Source organism: Ochrobactrum sp. A-1 (genome assembly GCF_022488005.1).
In the GTDB taxonomy this organism is placed as follows: Bacteria; Pseudomonadota; Alphaproteobacteria; order Rhizobiales; family Rhizobiaceae; genus Brucella.
In genome coordinates, this window is sequence record NZ_JAKVQC010000003.1 from 952980 (window position 1) to 973065 (window position 20086).

A 20086-nucleotide genomic window follows, 5' to 3' on the forward strand; every position below is an offset into this window, starting at 1 on the left:
CAGAATCGGGCCTCAAAAAGGCATTGCTCAAATATATTTCAACGGAATCAACTCGCTTTCGCCTTTTCGGCCAACTATATAACCACCAGTATCACCCGCCAGAAGGCACGCCTTACCGGCCTCGCAGCAAATCGAAACAGTTTTCATCGGAATTGTGGATGTCTCAAAGTTCCCCCCAACTTCAACCACCGCATGCAGCCAAACATCCGGTCAATGACACCCGCCACGGGATCACACGTACCGACGACTATGCTTGGTTGCGTGCAGACAATTGGCAGGAAGTATTCAAGGACCCGTCGGTTCTGTCCCCTGAAATTCGCACGCATCTGGAAGCAGAGAATGCATATCAGGCAGCGCTGATGAAGGACACGGAAGCGCTACAGAAAAGCCTGTTCGCAGAAATGCGCGGGCGCATCAAGGAAGACGACTCTTCCGTTCCCGCCAAGGATGGGCCTTTCGCCTATGGCGTGTCCTATCGTACCGGCGGCGAGCAGCCCTATTTCATTCGCACGCCACGCGATGGTGGCGCGGAAACCATCCTTCTCGACGGTGACGTCGAAGGCAAGGACAAGGCTTATTTCCGCCTTGCATCAGCCGATCATGCGCCGGATCACAAGCTTTTGATCTGGGGTTACGATGACAAGGGTTCGGAATTCTACAAGCTGAAAGTCCGTGACCTGTCGTCCATGAAAGACCTTGAAGACATCGTCACCGACACGAATGGCGGCGGTGCGTGGGATGCGGAGAGCAAGGGCTTTTTCTATACGCGCCTCGATGAGAACCACCGACCGTCCAAGGTTTTCTATCACAAGGTGGGCACGGACCAGTCTGAGGACCACCTGATCTATGAAGAGAAAGATCCAGGCTTCTTCCTCGGTGTCGGCGGCTCCGCGCTGGACGACTATATCTTTATCGACATTCATGACCATGAAACATCGGAATGCTGGCTCCTTCCCGCCAGCGATCCGGCGGCAAAGCCGCAGCTCGTCATGGAGCGCAAGACCGGTACGGAATATGACATCGCACCGGGTGGCGATGTGTTCTACATCCTGACCAATGCGGATGGCGCCAAGGATTTCAAGATATGCCAGGCGCCTGCTGCCACACCGCAGCCGGAAAACTGGGTCGAGGTCGTGGCAGAAAAGCCAGGGCGGCTGATCCTGTCGCACTCCGCCTACAAGCATCATCTTGTCTGGATGGAACGCGATAACGGCCTGCCGCGCATCGTGATCCGTGATCGCGAAACCGGCGAGGAACATGCCATCGCCTTCGACGAGGAGGCCTATTCGCTCGGCCTTCACGGCAGCGCCGAATATGATACGGATGTGATCCGCTTCTCCTACTCGTCCATGACGACGCCGGAACAGCTCTTCGACTACAATATGCGGACGCGCGAGCGGAAGCTTTTGAAGACGCAGGAAGTTCCTTCCGGTCACAATGCGCATGACTATGTCACGCGCCGGGTGTTCGCCAAGGCGTCGGACGGTGAACTGGTGCCGGTGTCCCTGCTCTATCACAAGGATACAAAGCTCGACGGCTCCGCGCCCTGCCTGCTTTATGGCTACGGCTCCTATGGCATCACCATTCCGGCAAGCTTCAGCACGTCGCGGCTCTCGCTCGTGGATCGGGGCTTCGTCTACGCCATCGCGCATATCCGCGGCGGTAAGGACAAGGGTTTTGCCTGGTATGAAAACGGCAAGCGCAACAAGAAGGTGAACACGTTCACCGATTTCATCGCTGCCGCAAGGCACCTCGTTGCCGAAGGCTTCACCAGTCATGACCGCATCGTTGCGCATGGCGGTTCGGCAGGCGGCATGCTGATGGGCGCGATTGCCAATATGGCCCCCGACGCATTCGGCGGCATCATTGCTGAAGTGCCATTCGTTGATGTGCTGAACACGATGCTGGACGACACCCTTCCGCTGACCCCGCCTGAATGGCCCGAATGGGGCAATCCGATCACATCGCAAACAGATTACCGGATCATTGCCGGCTATTCGCCCTACGACAATGTCAGCCGTCAGTCCTATCCGGCCGTTCTGGCCGTGGCAGGTCTTACCGATCCGCGCGTCACGTATTGGGAGCCTGCGAAGTGGGTGGCCAGACTGCGTGAGCTCAAGACCGACAACCATCCCGTCCTGTTCCGTATCAATATGGATGCGGGCCATGCCGGGGCGTCGGGTCGCTTCTCGCGACTGGAGGAAGTCGCCTATACCTATGCCTTCGCCCTCAAGGTGACAGGCAAGGCGGGCGACACGCTCTGAGCCTCGAAAACAAGCATCGCGTCCGGTTTTTAGGATGCGATGCTTCCTTCATTTTTCGCATTTCTTGATCCCGAAACCGGTTCCCACTTTCCGGAGACATGCTCTGGAAAAACGCGCTATTTCGCTTATGATCTTATAGTATTGTTCAATAGATATTCTTTTTAGGGAGAGACCGATGTTGCGTCAGGTCATTGCTGTTTGCCTCACTTCCGCATCGCTTGCGGTTTCCGGCCTTGTCGCGCTGCCGATGTCGGCTGAAGCGCAGGTACGCAAGGATGTCAGCGAATATGCGGGCCAGCGTTGCAGCGTGCCGAGAAGAGGCAGCGGCATCATCGTCGGCCAGTTCAGCGGCGTGGACGACTCGCCCTTCATCACAGGCGGCGACGGACTGGTTTCGATCGACCGTGTCCGGTGCTTCAGCAGCATGTCTGAATGCAAGGGCTGGCTCTATACGATGCAGAGCAAATATACCAATGCTGGCGCCGCTACTCTGGTGCGTTGCACCAAGCGCTGAAGCTGAACATAAAAACTGCGGTTTTCACGAAGCCTCACGAATGGCATCCTCCCAACACTTGATGCATCGCCTTCGGGCGTCATCTTCGGTTTGGGAGGATCGGAAATGCAGCAGGCCAGTTATGTACATGGAGCGAGCGACAAGCTTCTCATAGGCAATACCATCGGTCGGCATCTCGACCAGATCGCGGAAAAATATCCCGACCGTCCTGCCGTCATCGTCCGGCACCAGAATATCCGGCTGACCTATTCCGAACTGAGACAACTGACCGACCAGCTTGCCGAAGGCTTCCTCGCCATCGGGCTTCGCCCCGGCGAACGTCTCGGCATATGGTCGCCGAACAATCACGAATGGATTCTCACCCAGTTTGCGAGCGCAAAGGCGGGTCTGATCCTCGTCAACATCAACCCGGCCTATCGGGCGCATGAACTGGAATATGTGCTGGGGAAAGTCGAATGCGCAGCACTCATCCTCGCACCGTCACTGAAAACCAGCAACTATATCGATATTCTGCGCAGCATCGTGCCTGAACTGGATGAAGCCCGCCCCGGCCATGTGATGTCCGAGCGGCTTCCCAATTTAAGGTGCGTAATCCGGCTCGGTGCGGAACAGACGCCGGGCATGCTGAATTTCGACGATGTCACCCAATCCGGCGATGAAGTCACCGGGCAAGAACTGGCGCAGCTTGCCGAAGAACTGCAATTTGACGATCCCATCAATATCCAGTTCACCAGCGGCACGACCGGCAGCCCGAAGGGTGCGACGCTCTCGCATCACAATATCCTCAATAACGGGTTTTTCGTCGGCGAGGCGATGCAGCTTTCTGAACAGGACCGACTCTGCATCCCGGTGCCGTTTTATCATTGCTTCGGCATGGTGCTCGGCAATCTTGCCTGCGTGACCCATGGTTCCTGCATGGTGATCCCGAACGAGAGTTTCGATCCGCTCCTGACGCTCCAGACCGTTGAGGAGGAGCAATGCACCGGCCTCCATGGCGTGCCGACAATGTTCATTGCGATGCTGGATCACCCGGAATTCAGCCGTTTCAACCGCTCAAGCCTGCGTACCGGCATCATGGCCGGATCGCCCTGCCCCATCGAAGTGATGCGGCGTGTGGTGAGCGAGATGCACCAGAGCGAAATCACCATCGCCTATGGCATGACGGAAACCAGCCCGGTCAGCTTTCAGAGTTCGACGAACGATCCACTGGAACGACGCGTTTCCACCGTCGGGCGCATCCATCCGCATCTGGAGGTGAAGATCGTCGATGCGGATGGCAAGCTTTTGCCGCGTGGCGAAAAGGGCGAATTGCTGACGCGGGGCTACAGCGTCATGCGCGGTTACTGGAACGACGCGGAAAGTTCCGCTGGCGCCATAGACGATGCGGGCTGGATGCACACGGGAGACCTCGCCACGATCGACGACGAAGGCTATTGCAATATTGTCGGGCGCATCAAGGATCTTATCATTCGCGGCGGCGAGAACATCTATCCCCGCGAGATAGAAGAGTTCCTCTTCACCCATCCAGCGATCAGCGATGTCCAGATATTCGGTATTCCCGACCGCAAGTTCGGCGAAATCATCTGTGCCTGGGTCAAGCTGCACAAGGATGGCGAGCTTTCCGAAGAAGAACTGATTGAATATTGCCGGCAGCGCATCGCGCATTACAAGGTTCCGGCCCATATCCGCTTCGTGGATCAGTTTCCGATGACCGTAACCGGCAAAATCCAGAAATTCGTCATGCGGCAGGTCATGATCGAAGAACTGGAATTGCAGGAAATTCGAACAGCGTAATTATCTCGTCACCTCACGAGCCATATGCTCCAAGAGCGGGATGTTTATAAGTTTTATCGTCGTCTCGCTCTAAGTTTTTGTTTGAGCACGATTTTATCCGAAAGGCGGTTCCCACTTTTCGGAATCATGTTCTAGGTGTTTCATCTTTTGACGGAACCATATCCGGCATTTTCGAGATAGTTTTGGCATTCGGCGAGCTGAATGGCTTCGACCAACCTGCCGATATGACGCCATGTGTCGTCGATGGTGCACTTTTGTGCATTTCTCATCCAGTGTTTAATCTTGGAGAAGGCCTGTTCGATCGGATTAAGGTCCGGCGAATAGGGTGGCAGGAACCAGAGCCGCGCACCGGCTGCTTTGATCAATTGTCGGATGGTTGCCGACTTGTAGCTGCCGAGATTATCCGTTTTCCGTTGACCTCTGATGTCAGCTGTTCGCTATTGAGATCAACGACAGAGGCGCTATCTCGCGGGGCTGGCAGCAGACCGGAAGGATCAAAATTGAAGATGACTTCTCCCTGACGACCAAAACCGACGAGTTGCGGCGCGCATTTCGGGATCGCCCTGCCCCCCCGTATTCGCCTACGTGTCCTCAAGCGGCCCCTCGCCTTTCCGCACAATCTTGGGCTTATCCTTAAGTAAGCCATCCGGCCCGAAAGTCGCTGAAACGACAACTCTCCCCGTTGCGCCTGGCGGAGAGATGAGACAGGAATCAACCGTCTTCTGGAGACTTGCAACCAAATTATCCGGTTGTTGCGCCATCGTCGGCGCGTGTACGATTGCGAAAACTCCCGCGGTTATCGCCAAACGAGCCCAAAACCGTCTGCATATCATGCGTTAACCGCCTTCCCGCTTGGGATACATCTGCGATGAACAGTTCGCCGCTACCGCACGCCAGGTTCTCACAAACGACGTTTACGATACCTGTTTCATTCAGGATCAGACATCTCCTGCCTGATTTCGGAGAATTTTGCAGCCATCGTCGGATTCCCACGCGTAAGTCGCTTGACCGTCAGGTCCTCAGCCTTGTCGTTTGCCAGCCTCAGATTGTTGGCCGACTTGTGAAGCGCATCTTTCGTTTTTTCCAGATCCTTGATGGCCTCATCAATACGTCTGACTGCTTCCTCGAAGCCTTCTGAAGCCAGTCGCCAGTTACGCCCGAATGCAGCTTTGAAGTCGTCGAGCTGGGATTCAAAGTTTGTAATGTCGATGTTTTGCGCCCGCACCAGTGCCAGTTCCGTCTTGTACTTGAGCGAACTCATTGCCGCATTGCGCAATAGCGTAATGATTGGGATGAAGAATTGCGGTCGAACAACATACATTTTTGGGTAGCGGTGAGATACGTCGATGATCCCGGTGTTATAGAGCTCACTCTCAGGCTCAAGCAGCGAAACCAGAACGGCATATTCGCAACCCTTCGCGCTACGGTCCTTGTCGAGCTCTTTGAGGAAATCTTCGTTCCTCTTCTTGGTCGCTGTTTCGTCGTTCTCATTCTTCATCTCAAACATGATCGAAACAATTTCCGAACCTGCATCGTCTAGATCGCGGAAGATAAAATCCCCCTTGCTGCCATCGCGTGCGTCATTGTCCTTTTCAAAGTAAGCGCGTGGAAAAGCGGTAGCGCGAATGCGGTCGAATTCGGTCGCGCAATGCTGTTCCAGCGTCTCACCGATCATTTTTGTCGACAGTTTCGCTTTCATGTCCCTCAGACGCTCGATTGCCTCGTCGCGGTCCTTAAGCTGTGTTTCGTATTTATCCTTAAGGGCTGTTTCGGCAAGCTGCTTTTCAAGTGCGACACGATCCAGACCGCTCTTTAGTTCGTCTCGTTCTTTCTCAACTGCGCTGACAGCTTCGGTAAGAGCAAGCTTCTGTAAAAGCTCGCCCGCGTTAAGTTTAGCCGTCAGGCTTTGGATCTCGGCATCTTTGGTTGAAGCGGCTTTCTGTAATTCCGCAATAAGCTTCGCCTCAGCCAGTTTTGACGCAGCCTCCTGCTCACGTCTGGAATTTTCAAGATCGTTCAAAAGGGCATCGCGTTCTTTCTCCACGATGCTCAAAGCCTCGGCCACCGCCAATTTCTGTGTGACTTCCCCAGCTTCGAGTTTTGCCTTCAGTTCCTGGATTTCAAAATCCTTGGCTGAAGTCGCTTTCTGCAGTTCACTGGTAACTTTGGCCTGTGCCAGCTCGACGGCGCTCCGCTTGTCCTGTTCAGCCAACTCCAGACGTTCGTGCAGCTGCTTCTCAAAATCACTATCGCGAACCTGTTTCAGGATATCTGCATAGCCAGCTTCGTCGATCTTGAATGCTTTGTTGCAATGCGGGCAGATGATTTCATGCATATTTATGTCCTTTGGTTTTGCTGCCAGCCTGTCGAAGAATTAGGGTATCTGTCCGTCATCGTAGCCGCTGCGGTGCTTTCCGTGCAGCCACAGAGCGAGGGGACCAATTATTGCGCCGTTTACAATAAGTTGGGAGTAATCAGCGCAACCGTCGGAAAATATGTTCGGTAACGTCCGACATCTCGCGTCAACAGTGGTATTTGCTGAACTGCTGCATGCGCGCCAATGAAAAAATCGGGCAGAACACCAGTTCGCGAGCCCCCTGCTCTTCGATATTGGGTAAAGACTTTGCCTGCCAGAAAAAGCGCTTCTCTGGGAAGCGAGGCCATTTGAAGGCCGGCAGCCTCAATAAAATGATCCAGGTCTTCAATTCGTTCATAACGAACTGCGAGTTCTGCGTAGATCACTTCATTAATCAGCAACGGTCCCGTCAGACTTGCGGTTTCAAGTTGGCCAATCGACCATTCCGCCCACTGTGGATCATCTGTCGCAAGATCCAGAAGAACGTTTGTGTCAACCAGAGTCACGTTTCACCACGTGTCAGCGCCATAATTGCATCTGTGTCGAGTCCCTTGCCGGCGTGACCGCGCAGCTTCTGGAATCGATTTAGTGTTCTTGGCGCATCAGCTTTAACAAGAAATACATTTCCATCGGACGTTCTATGAAAATCTACTTTGGTTCCAGGCTTGATTCCGAGCAATTCCCGAACTGCTTTTGGAATCGTAACTTGGCCCTTCGATGTCACCGTCGTTGTCATTGCCACACCTTTGTAATACCATTTTAAAATAAGGTATTACCATTACAGCTCGATTTCAAGCGCCCAAAAAGATTCTGCAGCTGTGTGCATGGAGTGCAGGTGAAACCACGCGCGATCCCTGAATTCCCAGATCGTATTGTGCGAGACGGACATACCTCGCTCGGTCAACGCCGCCTTCAGGCCATGCAACGTCAGGTGCGGGTTCTCGGCGAGCCGTTGCACAATGATATCACGATGCGGTTCGAGTATCCGCTTGCGATGGCCGCCCATCTTGCCGGGACGAACCGATCCGGTCGCACGATGGCGCTGCGATCATTTCACAACTGAAGACGCGGCAATTTCAAACCGCGGCGCCACGCAACGAACGCTTTCGTCGCTCAGCATGGCTGAAACAACGCGCTCGCGAAGATCATTCGATATCGGTGCGGTCATCGGATGCTGGCCTTCATCCAGCCAGAATCAATGAGAGCCCATGTCCGTGGTCTGCATAGTGGCTCGTCTCGCAATTTGTTGGCAACGAGGGTTAGCTTTGCAGCCAGAGCCTCAAACATAGGAGACGAGCCGTGGTCGATGATACTGCACTTTACGTTGGTTTGGATGTGAGCAAGGAAAAAATTGCCGTTGGCCTTGCTGAAGCGGGCCGCAAGGGGGAGGTACGCTACTATGGCGAGATCGCCAACCGCGCTGATGCGGTGCGCAAATTTGTCGACAAGCTGGCTGGGCGTCACGGGCGCCTGTGCTTTTGCTACGAGGCCGGCCCGACGGGTTATGGATTGTATCGCCAGCTTTCAGGTCTCGGCCACGAATGCCTTGTCGTCGCACCGTCGCTCATTCCAACGCGTCCGGGGCTTCAGATCAAAACGGATCGCCGCGATGCGGTGGCGTTAGCTGCTTTGTTGCGCGCCGGTGAGCTGTCATCCATCTGGGTTCCCGACGAGACGCATGAGGCCATGCGCGATCTTTGCCGGGCGAGGGAAACGGCGGTCTCTGATTTGCGACGGGCACGCCAGCATCTCTTGTCATTTTTGCTCCGCCACGGCCGGGTCTTCGAGGGCCGGTCTCATTGGACAAAAGCACATCGAAACTGGCTGGCGACCCAGCGGTTCGATCACCGGGCGCAGCAAATCGCCATGGAAGAATATATTCGTGCCATCGAGCAAATCGAGGAACGGCGTGAACGGTTGACCCAACAGATGCTGGCGTTCTTGCCGGACTGGTCACTCAACCCGGTGGTGGAAGCGATCCAGGCCTTGCGCGGTGTCGCACAGATCTCAGCGCTGACCCTGGTCTCGGAGATCGGTGACTTTCGGCGCTTTAGCAACCCACGTCAGTTCATGGCCTGGCTGGGACTGGTTCCCAAGGAGCATTCCACAGGCGCAAGCGTGATGCGTGGGTCCATTACCAAGGCGGGTAACACCCGCGCACGACGGATGCTGGTCGAAGGCGCATGGACCTATAGATTACCCGCGCGTGTCGGCCAGGAAATTCTGAAGCGAAGCGAGGGGTTGCCTGAAGAGATCAGGGCAATCGCCTGGAAGGCTCAAGTACGGCTATGCCAGCGATACCGGCGTATGCAGGCCGGTGGCCGTCCCACCAATATCGTCATCGTTGCAATCGCACGTGAGCTTGCTGCCTTCGTCTGGGCGATCGCAACGACCATTCCCGTCACGCCAACAAAAGCCATCTGACGAGGGACCACTCAACACCAAGAAGGAGAAAGATTTACTTCCATCAAACTGCCTATTGTTGGGCGCGGCGGCCGGTCAGGGCAACCCTCGTTGTGATTCAGCGAGCCTGAAAAATGGCAACACGCGTTAACGTGAGACAGAGGAAGGCCCGAGACGAACCACGGTCCTGCGGTATCCAACCCGCGCATCAGAGTCTGATCAACCGTCGTCTCAATGCCGCCGCGTCCTGCAATAGGCAGCCCATTAGTCCTGACGCCAAAAGGCGAGACGGAAACCTATGCCAAAATCCTTGAAAACGGACATGAGATCACAACAAAACTGATTTGGGACCGCTGCCGATTCAGAAAAAAACGGAAATGCTCTAATATTTTCGCTCATGGCGGCTTGCAATGCGAAGGCGAGAATGCATATTACGTAAACGTAAGATTTTTGGGAGAGTTTCTATGGAAGAACTGATCGCACGCATCACCTCCAAAGTTGGCATCGATGCGGCAACGGCAGAAAAGGCAGTCGGCATGATCCTCGCCTTCCTGCAGAAGGAGGGTCCGGCAGCGGAAGTCCAGAAACTTCTAGCAGCATTCCCCGGTGCCGACGAAGCAATCGCGCAGGTCAAGGGCGGCGGCTTTCTGTCTGGCCTGATGGGCGGCGTGATGGGTCTCGGCTCGCAGCTCATGGGCGCTGGCCTCGGCATGGGTGAAATTTCCGGCGTTGCCAAGGAAACCATCCGCTTCGCCAAGGAAAAGGCCGGTGACGAACCAGTTGATGCCGTCATCGGTGCAATTCCGGGCCTCGGCCAGTTCGTCTGATTAAAGTTTACATGCTCGAAAAGGCCCCGGTTTCTGGGGCCTTTATTTGGACAGCCTGGAGCCTCTCCTGTTTTGATTTAACCATTGGAAATGCTCTCTCTTTGTCTTCACGCATGTCTTTCTCCCGAACCGGATGCAGCCGCGTGAATGATGGGCTGATTTCCTCCGCAGGAGGCTTGCACTTTTGCTGAAAAATCCTTCAGTATAAAACAATAGTATTTAAGTCATGTTTTTCACGATAACGTGAATCCAATGTAATAATCCCTATAAATTCAGAATGATACTTGCCGCATTGGGGATTTACTCGATGCGATGATTGCAATGTCCAGGATTGTATCGGATATTTGAACCAAAGGGAGAATTTTTGTTCATTTTTTAAATATGGAGAATCGTATGCGTTTGTTTTTCCTGACTGTCAGCTCTGCAGCGGTATTGGTTGCCGGTGTCGCACAGGCCGACGTCATCGCCGATCGTCAGGCAATCATGAAGGACCTTGGACGTTCGGTTGGGTCGATTGCTCCCATGGTTAAGGGCGAGAAGCCGTTCGACGCAGCCACAGCTCTTGCTGCACTCGAAAAAATCGATGCCGACGCCAGGAAGCTGGACGTGGACACGCTGTTCCCTGCTGGTTCTGATCAGGGTGACACCGAAGCTTCTCCGAAAATCTGGGAAAACAAGGATGACTTCGTCAAGCATGTCGATAAATTCCAGACCGATGCTGCAGCAGCACTGGCAGCCAAGCCGCAGGATCTGGATGCGCTGAAGCCAGCCTTCCAGCAGGTCGCCGCCAATTGTGGTTCCTGCCATCAGGCCTTTCGCGTCAAGAAGAACTGATCTTCACTGTTGACACAGAGCACACCGGACGGAAACATTCGGTGTGCTGGATGTGAGTGGCGCGGTGCCAATGCCCCGCGCTCTAACGACCCTGTTGAATGACAGCCATAAGAGCGGTCCGCAATCGCCGGAACCGCCAGACGGGAACGGATGGAATGGTCCGAAAACTGGCATATGTCGCAGGCGCCGTGGTCGTCCTTGGAGCTGCGGCTTTCTGGATTCTGACCACACCGCAGAAGGTGGACGCGACCGTGCTGGACGCGATGAAGCCCGGCGACCCCGTCAAGGGCGAACAGGTTTTCTGGGCGGGCGGCTGTGCTTCCTGCCATGCCGCACCCGGTGCCTCGGATGATGCGCGCAAGGTGCTGGCGGGCGGCCATGAGCTGGTTTCAGATTTCGGGACTTTCGTTGCGCCCAATATTTCGCCATCCGAGCAGGGAATTGGAACCTGGACTATTCAGGATTTTGCCAATGCGATGCTGAAAGGCGTCGGAAAGCAGGATGAACATCTTTATCCGTCTTTCCCCTACACCTCATATACAAGGATGCAGCAGCAGGATGTGGCCGACCTCTTTGCCTTTATGAAAACGCTGCCGCCTTCCGAAAATGTCGCGGCCCCGCATAAGCTCTCCTTCCCTTTCAATATCCGGCGAGGGCTCGGACTGTGGAAGCAGCTTTACCTGACCGACCGGCCGGCGGTGGAAATCGCAAATGCTTCCGATCACGTGAAGCGCGGCCAGTATCTGACAGAAGCGCTTGGCCATTGCGGCGAATGCCACACGCCGCGCAACACAATTGGCGGGCTGGATACCGGCAAATGGCTGGCCGGAGCACTGTCACCGGAAACCGGCAGCGATGGAAAACGAGGCACTGTTCCGAACATCACGCCGGACGAAGCGGGCATCGGCGGCTGGAGCGAGAAAGACATCTCCTATGCATTACAGAGCGGCTTTACCCCGGATTTCGATTCGCTTGGCGGCTCGATGACCGACGTGGTTGCGAATATGGCCCATCTTGCCGAAGCGGATCGCAATGCCATTGCCGCCTATCTGAAGGCCATTCCGGCGCACCCGAACGGCTATCCGGCGCGTTGAGGGCCACGCTCCGGCATAATCTTACCGATCCTCGTTTCACTCCGGCCGGGTTTTGCTCTATATCGTAAGTTATACCAAGTCTCATCGAGTTTGAGTCATCGAGACTTGGTTAAGCCCGTGCGGCAATTGAGCATTTTCAGGGCGTGATGCCTTAGCATCTTAGCGCCCTGCTATTATAGTTGAACAGAGGGAGCAAGCTGCCTGATGACTGCCGAAGACGCTATTTTTCTTGGCGCGAGCCGCAAGCCTGACGACTCCTACCAGCAGCCGGAATATCTAGCGCTGAAATACGGCAACCGGCACGGTCTCGTCACCGGCGCGACCGGCACGGGTAAAACGGTCACGCTGCAGGTTCTGGCCGAAAGCTTTTCGGCGGCTGGCGTTCCCGTTTTCTGCGCCGACATCAAGGGCGACCTTTCCGGCATTGGCGCCATCGGCGTTCAAAATGACGGCCTCATCAAGCGTGCGGCGGAAGTGAAGCTCGACCCGTACGAAATGCGCGCCGCGCCTGTGATCTTCTGGGATATTTTCGGGGAACAGGGCCATCCCGTCCGCGCTACCATTTCAGAGATGGGGCCGCTGCTCCTGTCGCGCCTGATGAGCCTGACCGATGCGCAGGAAGGCGTGCTGAACATTGCCTTCCGCCTGGCGGATGAAGAAGGCTTGCTGCTTCTGGACCTGAAGGATTTGCAGGCCATTCTCGCTGAAATGGCGGAGCGCTCGGCAGAGCTTTCCGGCAAGTACGGCAATGTGAACAAGGCTTCGGTGGGCGCGATCCAGCGTTCGCTTCTGGTCCTCGATCAGCAGGGCGGCTCGAAATTCTTCGGGGAACCGGCGCTCAAGATTTCGGACCTTATGCGCACCACGACCGACGGGCGTGGCGTGGTGAGCGTGCTCGCCGCCGACAAGCTGATGATGAGCCCGCGGCTCTATTCCACCTTCCTGCTCTGGCTGATGTCGGAACTGTTCGAGGAACTGCCGGAAGTCGGCGATCCCGACAAGCCGCGGCTCGTCTTCTTCTTCGACGAAGCCCACCTTCTCTTCGATGAAGCGCCGAAGGCACTTGTCGACCGTGTCGAACAGGTGGTGCGCCTGATCCGCTCCAAGGGCGTCGGCGTTTATTTCGTGACGCAGAACCCGCTCGACGTGCCGGAAACGGTTCTGGCACAGCTTGGTAATCGCGTGCAGCACGCGCTTCGAGCCTATACGCCGCGCGAAACCAATGCCGTGAAGACCGCAGCCGATACGTTCCGTCCGAACCCGGATTTCAACACGTTCCAGGCGATCACCAATCTCGCCACCGGTGAAGCGCTGGTTTCCACGCTTCAGGCAAAAGGCGTGCCTTCCATCGTGCAGCGCACGCTGATGCGTCCGCCTTCATCGCGCATCGGACCGCTGACACCGGAAGAACGCGCCAGGATCATCGCGGCAAGCCCGGTTGCCGGGCAATATGATCAGGTTGTAGACCGTGATTCCGCTTTTGAAATGCTGGCCCGCAAGGCGCAGAATGCAGCAGCAGCCCAGCAAAAGACCAAGGAAGAGGAAGAAGGCGGCGGCGGCATTCTTGGCGATCTCGTCGGCACCGCACTCGGCACTGGCCGTCGCGCCGGCCGCCAGACGGTTGCGGAAGCCGCGATGAAATCCGTCGTCCGCTCGGTCGGCAATTCGCTTGGCCGCGCACTGGTGCGCGGCATTCTCGGCGGCTTCAAACGATAGAAAGCGCTGGAGCATTTCCTGTTTTAGCTGAACCAGCGGAAATGCTCTAACCGTTTGTTTTCAAGCATGTCTCCCGAAATCGGCACCCGCGTTCGGGAGACATGCTTGAGAATCACGCCTTCGCCGGTTTGGCGAGAGCGTAGGCTACGAGGGCATTGGCGTGACCGTGTCCCATCTCGAATTCCGACTTCAGCCAGTTGACGATTTCCATATGTTTGTCGCCCTTTCGCTGCTCAATCAGCGAAAGCCAATGCTGGACAGGCTGTCCGTACTTTTTCTCGATGGACGGGAAATAGGACGCAGGCCCCTTCACGGCTTCCTTGGCAGTTTTTTCCTCGGACATGACTTCCCTCCCCTTGTTCCGACGATTTGTCCGCGCGGAAAGTGACTTATTTTCAAGGCGGCGGCAAGTTGGCGCGACACAATAGAAAAAGCCCCGGACAGTTGGCTGACCGGGGCTTTGCAATCTGCCGTTTCGGCACTCGCTATTACATCACCAGAATTGGTGACTTCGCCGGAACGCGATCATAGAGATCGATGATGTCCTGGTTCAGGAAGCGTACGCAGCCCGAAGAGACCGCCTTGCCGATGGACCACCATTCCGGATTACCGTGCAGGCGGTACAGCGTGTCTTTGCCGTCCTGGAAAATATAGAGTGCGCGGGCGCCGAGCGGGTTCTTGAGGCCCGGAGCCATGCCGCCGTTCTTGGCGCTGTACTGCACCAGTTCCGGCTGGCGGGCGACCATTTCATCCGGCGGGGTCCAGCGCGGCCACTGGCGCTTGTACTGGATCACAGCACGGCCAGACCATGCGAAGCCTTCGCGACCGATGCCGACGCCGTAGCGCATCGCCTGTCCATTTTCGAGGACGAGATAGCAGAAGCGGTTAGCCGTATCGATGACGATCGTACCGGGCAGTTCGCCGGTTGGATCCTGCACAACCTGACGCAGGAAGCGCTTGTCCATCTTCTGGATCGGAATTGCCGGAAGCTGGAAGCCGCCATCCTCGACGGCGGCGTACATCTGCGCCCATCCGCCATAGGAAGAGTCGACATTGGCCTGCGGGGTGCGGTTGATCGGGTTGCCCGACTGATCCACATCAATGATTGGAACATTCTGCCCCAACTGAGCGCAACCGGCCAGACCGGCGGCCGCTGTTGCTGTCATTGCCGTCAGAAAGGAACGGCGGGTAAGGGTCGTTTGCATATGAAAACCAGTTTGGTGACGGGAGGAGTTACAGATACACATTCAGGGTTAACGAATTGCGACCCGGCCAATTGTGGCAGATGCGCGGTGAGCTGTCGAAACGGCCTCAAACGGCTGTCTCCGGTGTTCGGTTGCACGGAAAACGCCCGAGAAATGTGGCGTACGCCCGTTCGTAATGCGGCCTAAACGTGGCGAAAGCCCACCAGCGCGGCTCGTGTTGCAGCCGCGACACAATTTTGGGTGCAGGAGCCTGCTTTCCATAAACCGGGAAAGTTCAAATTTTAGTGATTACTCAATCAAGCAATTGGAGACTTGGCAGAATCAATGCCGGAGCGAACTGCTTATATTCGTCGGGCTGGTTGCTCCGATTGATCCAGACCCCGCGCATACCGAACCGTACCGCACCTGCCACATCCCAGCGGTTCGAGGACTGGAACGAGATTGCGGAAGGATAAAGCCGCCACTGTAGGGTGACGAGTTCATAGACAGCGGGGGCGGTCTTGTACTTCCTGACTTCATCGACCGAAATCACATCATCGAGCAGGACGTCAAGCGCTGCCGAACGAACGGCGGATTCCAGCATCGCGGGTGAGCCGTTGGAAAGAATTGCAAGCCGTGCGCCCTTTTCCTTCAGGCTTTTGAGGGCCGCTGGCACTTCCGGATAGCAATCGAGCTTCCAATAGGCGTCGAGCAGGTCATTGCGCAGCGCCGGATCGACAGAAGGGTAGCGTGCGAATGCGAAATCGAGCGAATCCTCGGTCAGCTTCCAGAAATCGCTATAGGCGCCCATCAGGCTCAGCACCCAGGAATATTCGAGCTGCTTTGCGCGCCACAGTTCGGAAAATGCCCGTCCGTCCGGACCGGCTTTGTCTGCATGTCGCCGCACCGCCGAATGGACATCGAATAATGTGCCATAAGCGTCGAAGACATAAGAACTGTGGGACACCGTTTCCTCCTGTAAGGGTCCGCCACGCATCGCGAAGCATAAAATCTAGAATTGCGCCATCCTACTGTGATTTCAATAATAATTCATTGTCTTGAAGCTGAATTGCTCATTCGCGCCATTGCCGCCCGCACCGATGCGGCCTATGTAGATTCCGCACGCAAGTTTTGAGGCAGCATCTGCTCGGCCCGCCGTAAGCTGCCCACGTAAGTTGCCATGTAAGCAGAAAGAAAAGAGGAGAGTTTCCAATGGCTTTCGAACTGCCCGCCCTGCCGTATGACTATGATGCCCTTGCACCTTTCATGTCGCGCGAGACGCTTGAACTTCATCACGACAAGCACCATCAGGCCTATGTCACCAATGGCAACAAGCTGCTTGAAGGCTCCGGCCTCGAAGGCAAGAGCCTGGAAGAGATCGTCAAGGAAAGCTACGGCAAGAACCAAGGCCTCTTCAACAATGCCGGCCAGCACTACAACCACATCCTGTTCTGGAAGTGGATGAAGAAGAACGGCGGCGGCAAGAAGCTGCCGGGCAAGCTTGAAAAGGCAATCGAGTCCGATCTTGGCGGCTACGACAAGTTCCGTGCGGATTTCATCGCTGCCGGTGTCGGCCAGTTCGGTTCGGGCTGGGCCTGGCTGTCGGTCAAGGACGGCAAGCTTGAAATCTCCAAGACCCCGAACGGCGAAAACCCGCTGGTTCATGGCGCAACGCCGATCCTCGGCGTCGACGTGTGGGAACATTCCTACTATGTCGATTATCGCAATCTGCGTCCGAAGTACCTCGAAGCCTTTGTCGACAGCCTCATCAATTGGGAATTCGTCGAAGAGCTGTACGAAAAGGCCTGATGCCTTTCATGCAGGAATAAAGAAAAACCCCGGTTTTGCCGGGGTTTTTTTGTTGCTGCTATTCCTTGATTACCTGCACACCTACATGTTGCGCGCGCCCTGCTCCCCATCCGGCGATAGCAGCGCCCAACCCCAACACGGCGAAGAAGAGGCCACAGGCGGTAAAGCTGCCCGTCGCGCTGTGGATCAACCCCACGATCAGCGGGCCGATTGCGGCAAGCGTATAGCCCACGCACTGCGCCATGCCGGACAGATGCGCCGCCGTGTGCGAATCCGGCGCCCGCAGCACGATCACCATCATGGCGGCGGCGATGAGACCGCCCTGCCCGATGCCCTGAATGACCGCCAGTCCCCAATAGGTCCATAGCGGCAAATAGAGAAAGCCGATCAACGGCAAGGCTGCACAGGCGCAGAGAATGACATTGAGCAGGCTCTGGTTCTTCTGGCGCGTGGCAATGGAAGGCACTGCGAGACAGGTAATGACCTGCGCCAATATCGAAAAGGAAACCAGACCGCCTGCCGCTACCGGGCTGAGGCCCTGTTCGCGCAGGATAGGCGCCAGCCATCCGAAAACGATATAGGCAGTGGAGGATTGCAGCCCCATAAACAGGGTTACCTGCCAGGCCAGCTTGTCCTTCCACAAGCCGATCACCTTGAAACCCGAATGGGCGACATTGTGTTTCGCACGCATGGCCTGCGGCAGCCACAACAGTAGAACGACTGCCGCCGGAACAGCCCAGAATGCCAGAGCGAGGTTCCAGGAACCGCCGAGCATCCCCTTGATGGGAATGGTGAACCCGGCTGCGGAGGCAGCGCCGCCGCATAGCGCCATCGTATAAAGACCTGTCATGATGGCCGCAGTTTTTGGAAAGTCGCGCTTGACGACGCCCGGAAGCAGGACATTGCCTGTCGCAATGGCGGCACCGGCCAATGCTGCACCAATATAAAGCGAATAGAACGAACCGAAGCCGCGAATGGCGGTGCCGACAGTCAGCACGACCAGCACGAAAAGCAGGACACGTTCGGCGCCGAAACGCTGCGCCAGCCGTGGTGCAAACGGCGCAAAGACACCAAGGCAGACAACCGGCAAAGTGGTCAGAATACCGGCCGCAATGGACGACATGCCGGTGGCATCGATGATTTCCGGCAAAAGCACGGAAACGCTGGAAAATACCGGTCGCAGATTGGCGGCGATCAGCACGAGGCTCAGACCCAGCAAAATGCGCATCGCCTTGCTTGGCGGTTGCTGGACTGGCGGCGGCGGAACACTGTCTGCCTCGGCATCGACCAACGCCTCCGGCTGCAATAGCGCCTCGCTTTCTGCCACGTCCGGCAGGGCTGTGTTCATGTGGCTCATGATGCGAGCAACCTTTCAAGTTCTTCAATCAGGGGCGCCATGAAGCGGCGAACCGTTGCACCGGCCTTGTCAGGATCGCCCGAGGCGATGGCTTCGACGATCTGGCGGTGCGCTTCATGATCTGGCTCAGGCAGTTCGCCGTCGAGCGTGGCTTCTATGGATTCGCGGATGGAGGCGGAGAAAAAGGCATAAACCTCGATCAGTGCGCTGTTGCCCGAGGCCGCAACAATGGCCTCATGAAAGGCAAAGTCTCGGGCCACGAAAGTTGCCCGGTCGAGTTCATCGCGATTGCCGCGCTGTGCCAGCATTTTCTCCAGATGGACAATCCCCTTGGACGTGATGCGCAAGGCGGCGAGCCGTGCCGCCTCTGTTTCCAGAACTGCCCGGGTCTCGAAGCGGTCGCGCAGGCTGGTATGGCGGATGCGGTCGAGGCTGCGCGCCGTGTCGGCTGTGGAGCGGACATAGGTTCCCGAACCCTGCCGGGTTTCCAGCATTCCCTGTGCCACCAGCGCCCGCACAGCTTCCCGTACCGTGCCGCGACTGACATCAAGTGTTGCAGAAAGTGCTGCTTCATTTGGCAACTGGTCGCCTATCGTCCAGCGTCCAGACGTGATTTCTCCGCGCAATGCCTGCGTGGCCGAATCCGTCAATGTCTTGCGGGATATTGCCTTCATACCTTCACCAAAGTCATCTGATGACTTGATGAATTAGACCTGCGTAATGAAGCTGTCAACCGTCGTGAAGAAAGCTGATTGCGGGCTGATGCGGCGGATTTGATAATCCTGTTGTCACACTGGTATCCACTGCCGCATTCCGTTAACAATTTTCGCGCAAAGTGCCCCATAATCCAGCCGCTCGAGATTTCGGGCCAGACTTCAGGTGCCAGTATGATCACACTTTACAACCTTTCCGGAGACCACCTCGAACAAGTGGAAGTCGAGCCCGGTACTCCGTTGCCCGAGAATGTGATCTGGATCGATCTGTTTGCTCCCGGCGTCAACGAAGACAGTATTGTCGAGGCATGGATGGGCATTTCAATCCCGACCCGCGAAGACATGACGGAGATCGAGGAATCGAGCCGCTTCTATATGGAAACCGGCGCACAATATCTCACCGTGCCGATCCTGCACGCAGTCGATCTCGACCACCGCGAGCTTGCTCCGGTCACCTTCATTCTGCACGGCTCGCGGCTGATAACCGTGCGCTATGCCAATCCGAAATCGTTCAGCACCTATATCCTCCGTTCGACCAAGCCGGGCAACGGGCTGATATCAGCCAAGTGCTCGGGCCTGTCGATCATGCTTGGCATCACCGAAGCCACCACGAACCGGCTTGCCGATATTCTGGAAGGCGTGGCGGGCAAAATCGATGCGGCCTCGCACTCCATCTATCGCCGCCAGCCGAAAGCCCGCCCGATGACGACGGAGGATTTCCGGCACATATTGACCCAGATCGGTGGACAGGGAACCTTCCTCTCGCGAATGCGCGAAAGTCTGGCGGGTATCAGCCGCATGCTGGTCTATCTGTCGGCCATCAACAATCCGGCAGCCGGCAAGAAGGAAACGCGTAGCTGGATCAAGTCGCTGGAGCGCGACACGCAATCCCTGACCGCCTATGTGGATTTTCTGTCCAACAAGGTTACGTTTCTGCTCGATACGATCGTCGGGCTGATTTCGGTTGAACAGAACGCCATCATCAAGATTTTCTCTGTGGCGGCGGTTGGTTTCATGCCGCCCACGCTCGTGGCTTCCATCTATGGCATGAACTTCTCCTTCATGCCGGAATTGCAATCGCCATGGGGCTATCCGATGGCGCTTGGTTTGATGGTCGCTTCTGCCCTGCTGCCGCTCTATTACTTCCGCCGCAAGGGCTGGCTGTAGCTTGTGGTGACAACACAGGCTCACCATGTTATATCATGCGTTATAACATAGGAG

General features: G+C 56.2%; 18 protein-coding genes and 2 pseudogenes. 10 read left to right on the forward strand and 10 right to left on the reverse strand.

Annotated elements, in window-relative coordinates:
* The first annotated feature begins 158 nt into the window (after window positions 1-158).
* From MKS82_RS06400 to MKS82_RS06410, 3 genes are all read left to right on the forward strand, one after another.
* Window positions 159-2264 carry a S9 family peptidase gene (locus MKS82_RS06400; protein ID WP_240578522.1) on the forward strand — a complete coding sequence of 702 codons (2106 nt, stop codon included), beginning with the start codon at window positions 159-161 and terminating at the stop codon, window positions 2262-2264.
* A gap of 175 nt (window positions 2265-2439) precedes the next feature.
* The gene (locus tag MKS82_RS06405; protein WP_151556498.1) at window positions 2440-2778 is read left to right on the forward strand and encodes a hypothetical protein; all 339 of its coding nucleotides are present in this window, start codon (window positions 2440-2442) and stop codon (window positions 2776-2778) included.
* Between the two features lie 105 nt (window positions 2779-2883).
* On the forward strand, window positions 2884-4572 hold the full coding sequence (locus MKS82_RS06410; protein WP_151663388.1) for an AMP-binding protein: 1689 nt from the start codon (window positions 2884-2886) through the stop codon (window positions 4570-4572).
* A 140-nt stretch (window positions 4573-4712) separates the two neighbouring features.
* Here MKS82_RS06410 and MKS82_RS06415 read toward each other — a convergent pair.
* The 5 genes and pseudogenes from MKS82_RS06415 to MKS82_RS06435 form a co-directional block, all read right to left on the reverse strand.
* Window positions 4713-4976 (reverse strand): annotated as a pseudogene (locus tag MKS82_RS06415) (transposase); the annotation flags it as partial.
* A 524-nt stretch (window positions 4977-5500) separates the two neighbouring features.
* Window positions 5501-6907 (reverse strand): DUF2130 domain-containing protein, encoded by a 1407-nt coding sequence (locus tag MKS82_RS06420; protein ID WP_151556500.1) that lies wholly within the window; start codon window positions 6905-6907, stop codon window positions 5501-5503.
* Between the two features lie 119 nt (window positions 6908-7026).
* The gene (locus MKS82_RS06425) at window positions 7027-7434 is read right to left on the reverse strand and encodes a type II toxin-antitoxin system VapC family toxin (RefSeq protein WP_109987911.1); all 408 of its coding nucleotides are present in this window, start codon (window positions 7432-7434) and stop codon (window positions 7027-7029) included.
* Window positions 7431-7664 (reverse strand): AbrB/MazE/SpoVT family DNA-binding domain-containing protein, encoded by a 234-nt coding sequence (locus MKS82_RS06430; RefSeq protein WP_109987910.1) that lies wholly within the window; start codon window positions 7662-7664, stop codon window positions 7431-7433. The genes MKS82_RS06425 and MKS82_RS06430 overlap by 4 nt, the downstream gene beginning before the upstream one ends.
* Window positions 7665-7775: 111 nt before the next feature.
* Window positions 7776-8096 (reverse strand): annotated as a pseudogene (locus tag MKS82_RS06435) (IS630 family transposase); the annotation flags it as partial.
* Between the two features lie 131 nt (window positions 8097-8227).
* Here MKS82_RS06435 and MKS82_RS06440 point away from each other — a divergent pair.
* The 5 genes from MKS82_RS06440 (at window position 8228) to MKS82_RS06460 (ending at window position 13802) form a co-directional block, all read left to right on the forward strand.
* Complete coding sequence (locus MKS82_RS06440; RefSeq protein WP_240578523.1) at window positions 8228-9352, forward strand: IS110 family transposase; 1125 nt, start codon at window positions 8228-8230, stop codon at window positions 9350-9352.
* Between the two features lie 443 nt (window positions 9353-9795).
* The gene (locus MKS82_RS06445) at window positions 9796-10158 is read left to right on the forward strand and encodes a DUF2267 domain-containing protein (protein ID WP_109987907.1); all 363 of its coding nucleotides are present in this window, start codon (window positions 9796-9798) and stop codon (window positions 10156-10158) included.
* 393 nt (window positions 10159-10551) lie between these two features.
* Window positions 10552-10992 carry a c-type cytochrome gene (locus MKS82_RS06450; protein ID WP_109987906.1) on the forward strand — a complete coding sequence of 147 codons (441 nt, stop codon included), beginning with the start codon at window positions 10552-10554 and terminating at the stop codon, window positions 10990-10992.
* Window positions 10993-11147: 155 nt separating this feature from the next.
* Window positions 11148-12086 carry a c-type cytochrome gene (locus MKS82_RS06455; RefSeq protein ID WP_240578524.1) on the forward strand — a complete coding sequence of 313 codons (939 nt, stop codon included), beginning with the start codon at window positions 11148-11150 and terminating at the stop codon, window positions 12084-12086.
* A 204-nt stretch (window positions 12087-12290) separates the two neighbouring features.
* Complete coding sequence (locus tag MKS82_RS06460; protein ID WP_240578525.1) at window positions 12291-13802, forward strand: helicase HerA-like C-terminal domain-containing protein; 1512 nt, start codon at window positions 12291-12293, stop codon at window positions 13800-13802.
* 112 nt (window positions 13803-13914) lie between these two features.
* Here the strand turns inward: MKS82_RS06460 and MKS82_RS06465 are convergent, their stop codons facing one another.
* From MKS82_RS06465 to MKS82_RS06475, 3 genes are all read right to left on the reverse strand, one after another.
* Window positions 13915-14145, reverse strand: a complete 231-nt coding sequence (locus MKS82_RS06465; RefSeq protein WP_151678639.1) for a DUF4287 domain-containing protein — start codon at window positions 14143-14145, stop codon at window positions 13915-13917.
* Window positions 14146-14290: 145 nt separating this feature from the next.
* On the reverse strand, window positions 14291-15007 hold the full coding sequence (locus MKS82_RS06470) for a L,D-transpeptidase (protein ID WP_061347206.1): 717 nt from the start codon (window positions 15005-15007) through the stop codon (window positions 14291-14293).
* A gap of 292 nt (window positions 15008-15299) precedes the next feature.
* Complete coding sequence (locus MKS82_RS06475) at window positions 15300-15953, reverse strand: haloacid dehalogenase type II (protein WP_112590704.1); 654 nt, start codon at window positions 15951-15953, stop codon at window positions 15300-15302.
* Between the two features lie 245 nt (window positions 15954-16198).
* On the opposite strand from MKS82_RS06475, the gene MKS82_RS06480 reads away from it, so the two are divergent.
* A complete protein-coding gene (locus MKS82_RS06480) occupies window positions 16199-16795 on the forward strand; it encodes a superoxide dismutase (protein ID WP_012092469.1) in 597 nt (198 codons plus the stop codon).
* A 58-nt stretch (window positions 16796-16853) separates the two neighbouring features.
* Here MKS82_RS06480 and MKS82_RS06485 read toward each other — a convergent pair whose 3' ends face one another.
* Entirely contained in the window at window positions 16854-18143 is a 1290-nt protein-coding gene (locus tag MKS82_RS06485) for a CynX/NimT family MFS transporter (protein WP_445558071.1), read from the reverse strand.
* A 5-nt stretch (window positions 18144-18148) separates the two neighbouring features.
* Window positions 18149-18826, reverse strand: a complete 678-nt coding sequence (locus MKS82_RS06490) for a FadR/GntR family transcriptional regulator (protein WP_240578527.1) — start codon at window positions 18824-18826, stop codon at window positions 18149-18151.
* Window positions 18827-19039: 213 nt separating this feature from the next.
* Between MKS82_RS06490 and MKS82_RS06495 the strand changes: the two genes are divergently transcribed.
* Window positions 19040-20032 carry a magnesium transporter CorA family protein gene (locus MKS82_RS06495; RefSeq protein WP_109987898.1) on the forward strand — a complete coding sequence of 331 codons (993 nt, stop codon included), beginning with the start codon at window positions 19040-19042 and terminating at the stop codon, window positions 20030-20032.
* Window positions 20033-20086 lie beyond the last annotated feature (54 nt).

Coding starts and splice junctions, on each gene's coding strand:
- MKS82_RS06400 (WP_240578522.1), top strand. CDS start 159: ATGTCTCAAAGTTCCCCCCAACTTCAACCACCGCATGCAGCCAAACAT.
- MKS82_RS06405 (WP_151556498.1), top strand. CDS start 2,440: ATGTTGCGTCAGGTCATTGCTGTTTGCCTCACTTCCGCATCGCTTGCG.
- MKS82_RS06410 (WP_151663388.1), top strand. CDS start 2,884: ATGCAGCAGGCCAGTTATGTACATGGAGCGAGCGACAAGCTTCTCATA.
- MKS82_RS06420 (WP_151556500.1), bottom strand. CDS start 6,907: ATGCATGAAATCATCTGCCCGCATTGCAACAAAGCATTCAAGATCGAC.
- MKS82_RS06430 (WP_109987910.1), bottom strand. CDS start 7,664: ATGACAACGACGGTGACATCGAAGGGCCAAGTTACGATTCCAAAAGCA.
- MKS82_RS06445 (WP_109987907.1), top strand. CDS start 9,796: ATGGAAGAACTGATCGCACGCATCACCTCCAAAGTTGGCATCGATGCG.
- MKS82_RS06450 (WP_109987906.1), top strand. CDS start 10,552: ATGCGTTTGTTTTTCCTGACTGTCAGCTCTGCAGCGGTATTGGTTGCC.
- MKS82_RS06455 (WP_240578524.1), top strand. CDS start 11,148: ATGGTCCGAAAACTGGCATATGTCGCAGGCGCCGTGGTCGTCCTTGGA.
- MKS82_RS06460 (WP_240578525.1), top strand. CDS start 12,291: ATGACTGCCGAAGACGCTATTTTTCTTGGCGCGAGCCGCAAGCCTGAC.
- MKS82_RS06465 (WP_151678639.1), bottom strand. CDS start 14,145: ATGTCCGAGGAAAAAACTGCCAAGGAAGCCGTGAAGGGGCCTGCGTCC.
- MKS82_RS06470 (WP_061347206.1), bottom strand. CDS start 15,007: ATGCAAACGACCCTTACCCGCCGTTCCTTTCTGACGGCAATGACAGCA.
- MKS82_RS06480 (WP_012092469.1), top strand. CDS start 16,199: ATGGCTTTCGAACTGCCCGCCCTGCCGTATGACTATGATGCCCTTGCA.
- MKS82_RS06485 (WP_445558071.1), bottom strand. CDS start 18,143: ATGAACACAGCCCTGCCGGACGTGGCAGAAAGCGAGGCGCTATTGCAG.
- MKS82_RS06490 (WP_240578527.1), bottom strand. CDS start 18,826: ATGAAGGCAATATCCCGCAAGACATTGACGGATTCGGCCACGCAGGCA.
- MKS82_RS06495 (WP_109987898.1), top strand. CDS start 19,040: ATGATCACACTTTACAACCTTTCCGGAGACCACCTCGAACAAGTGGAA.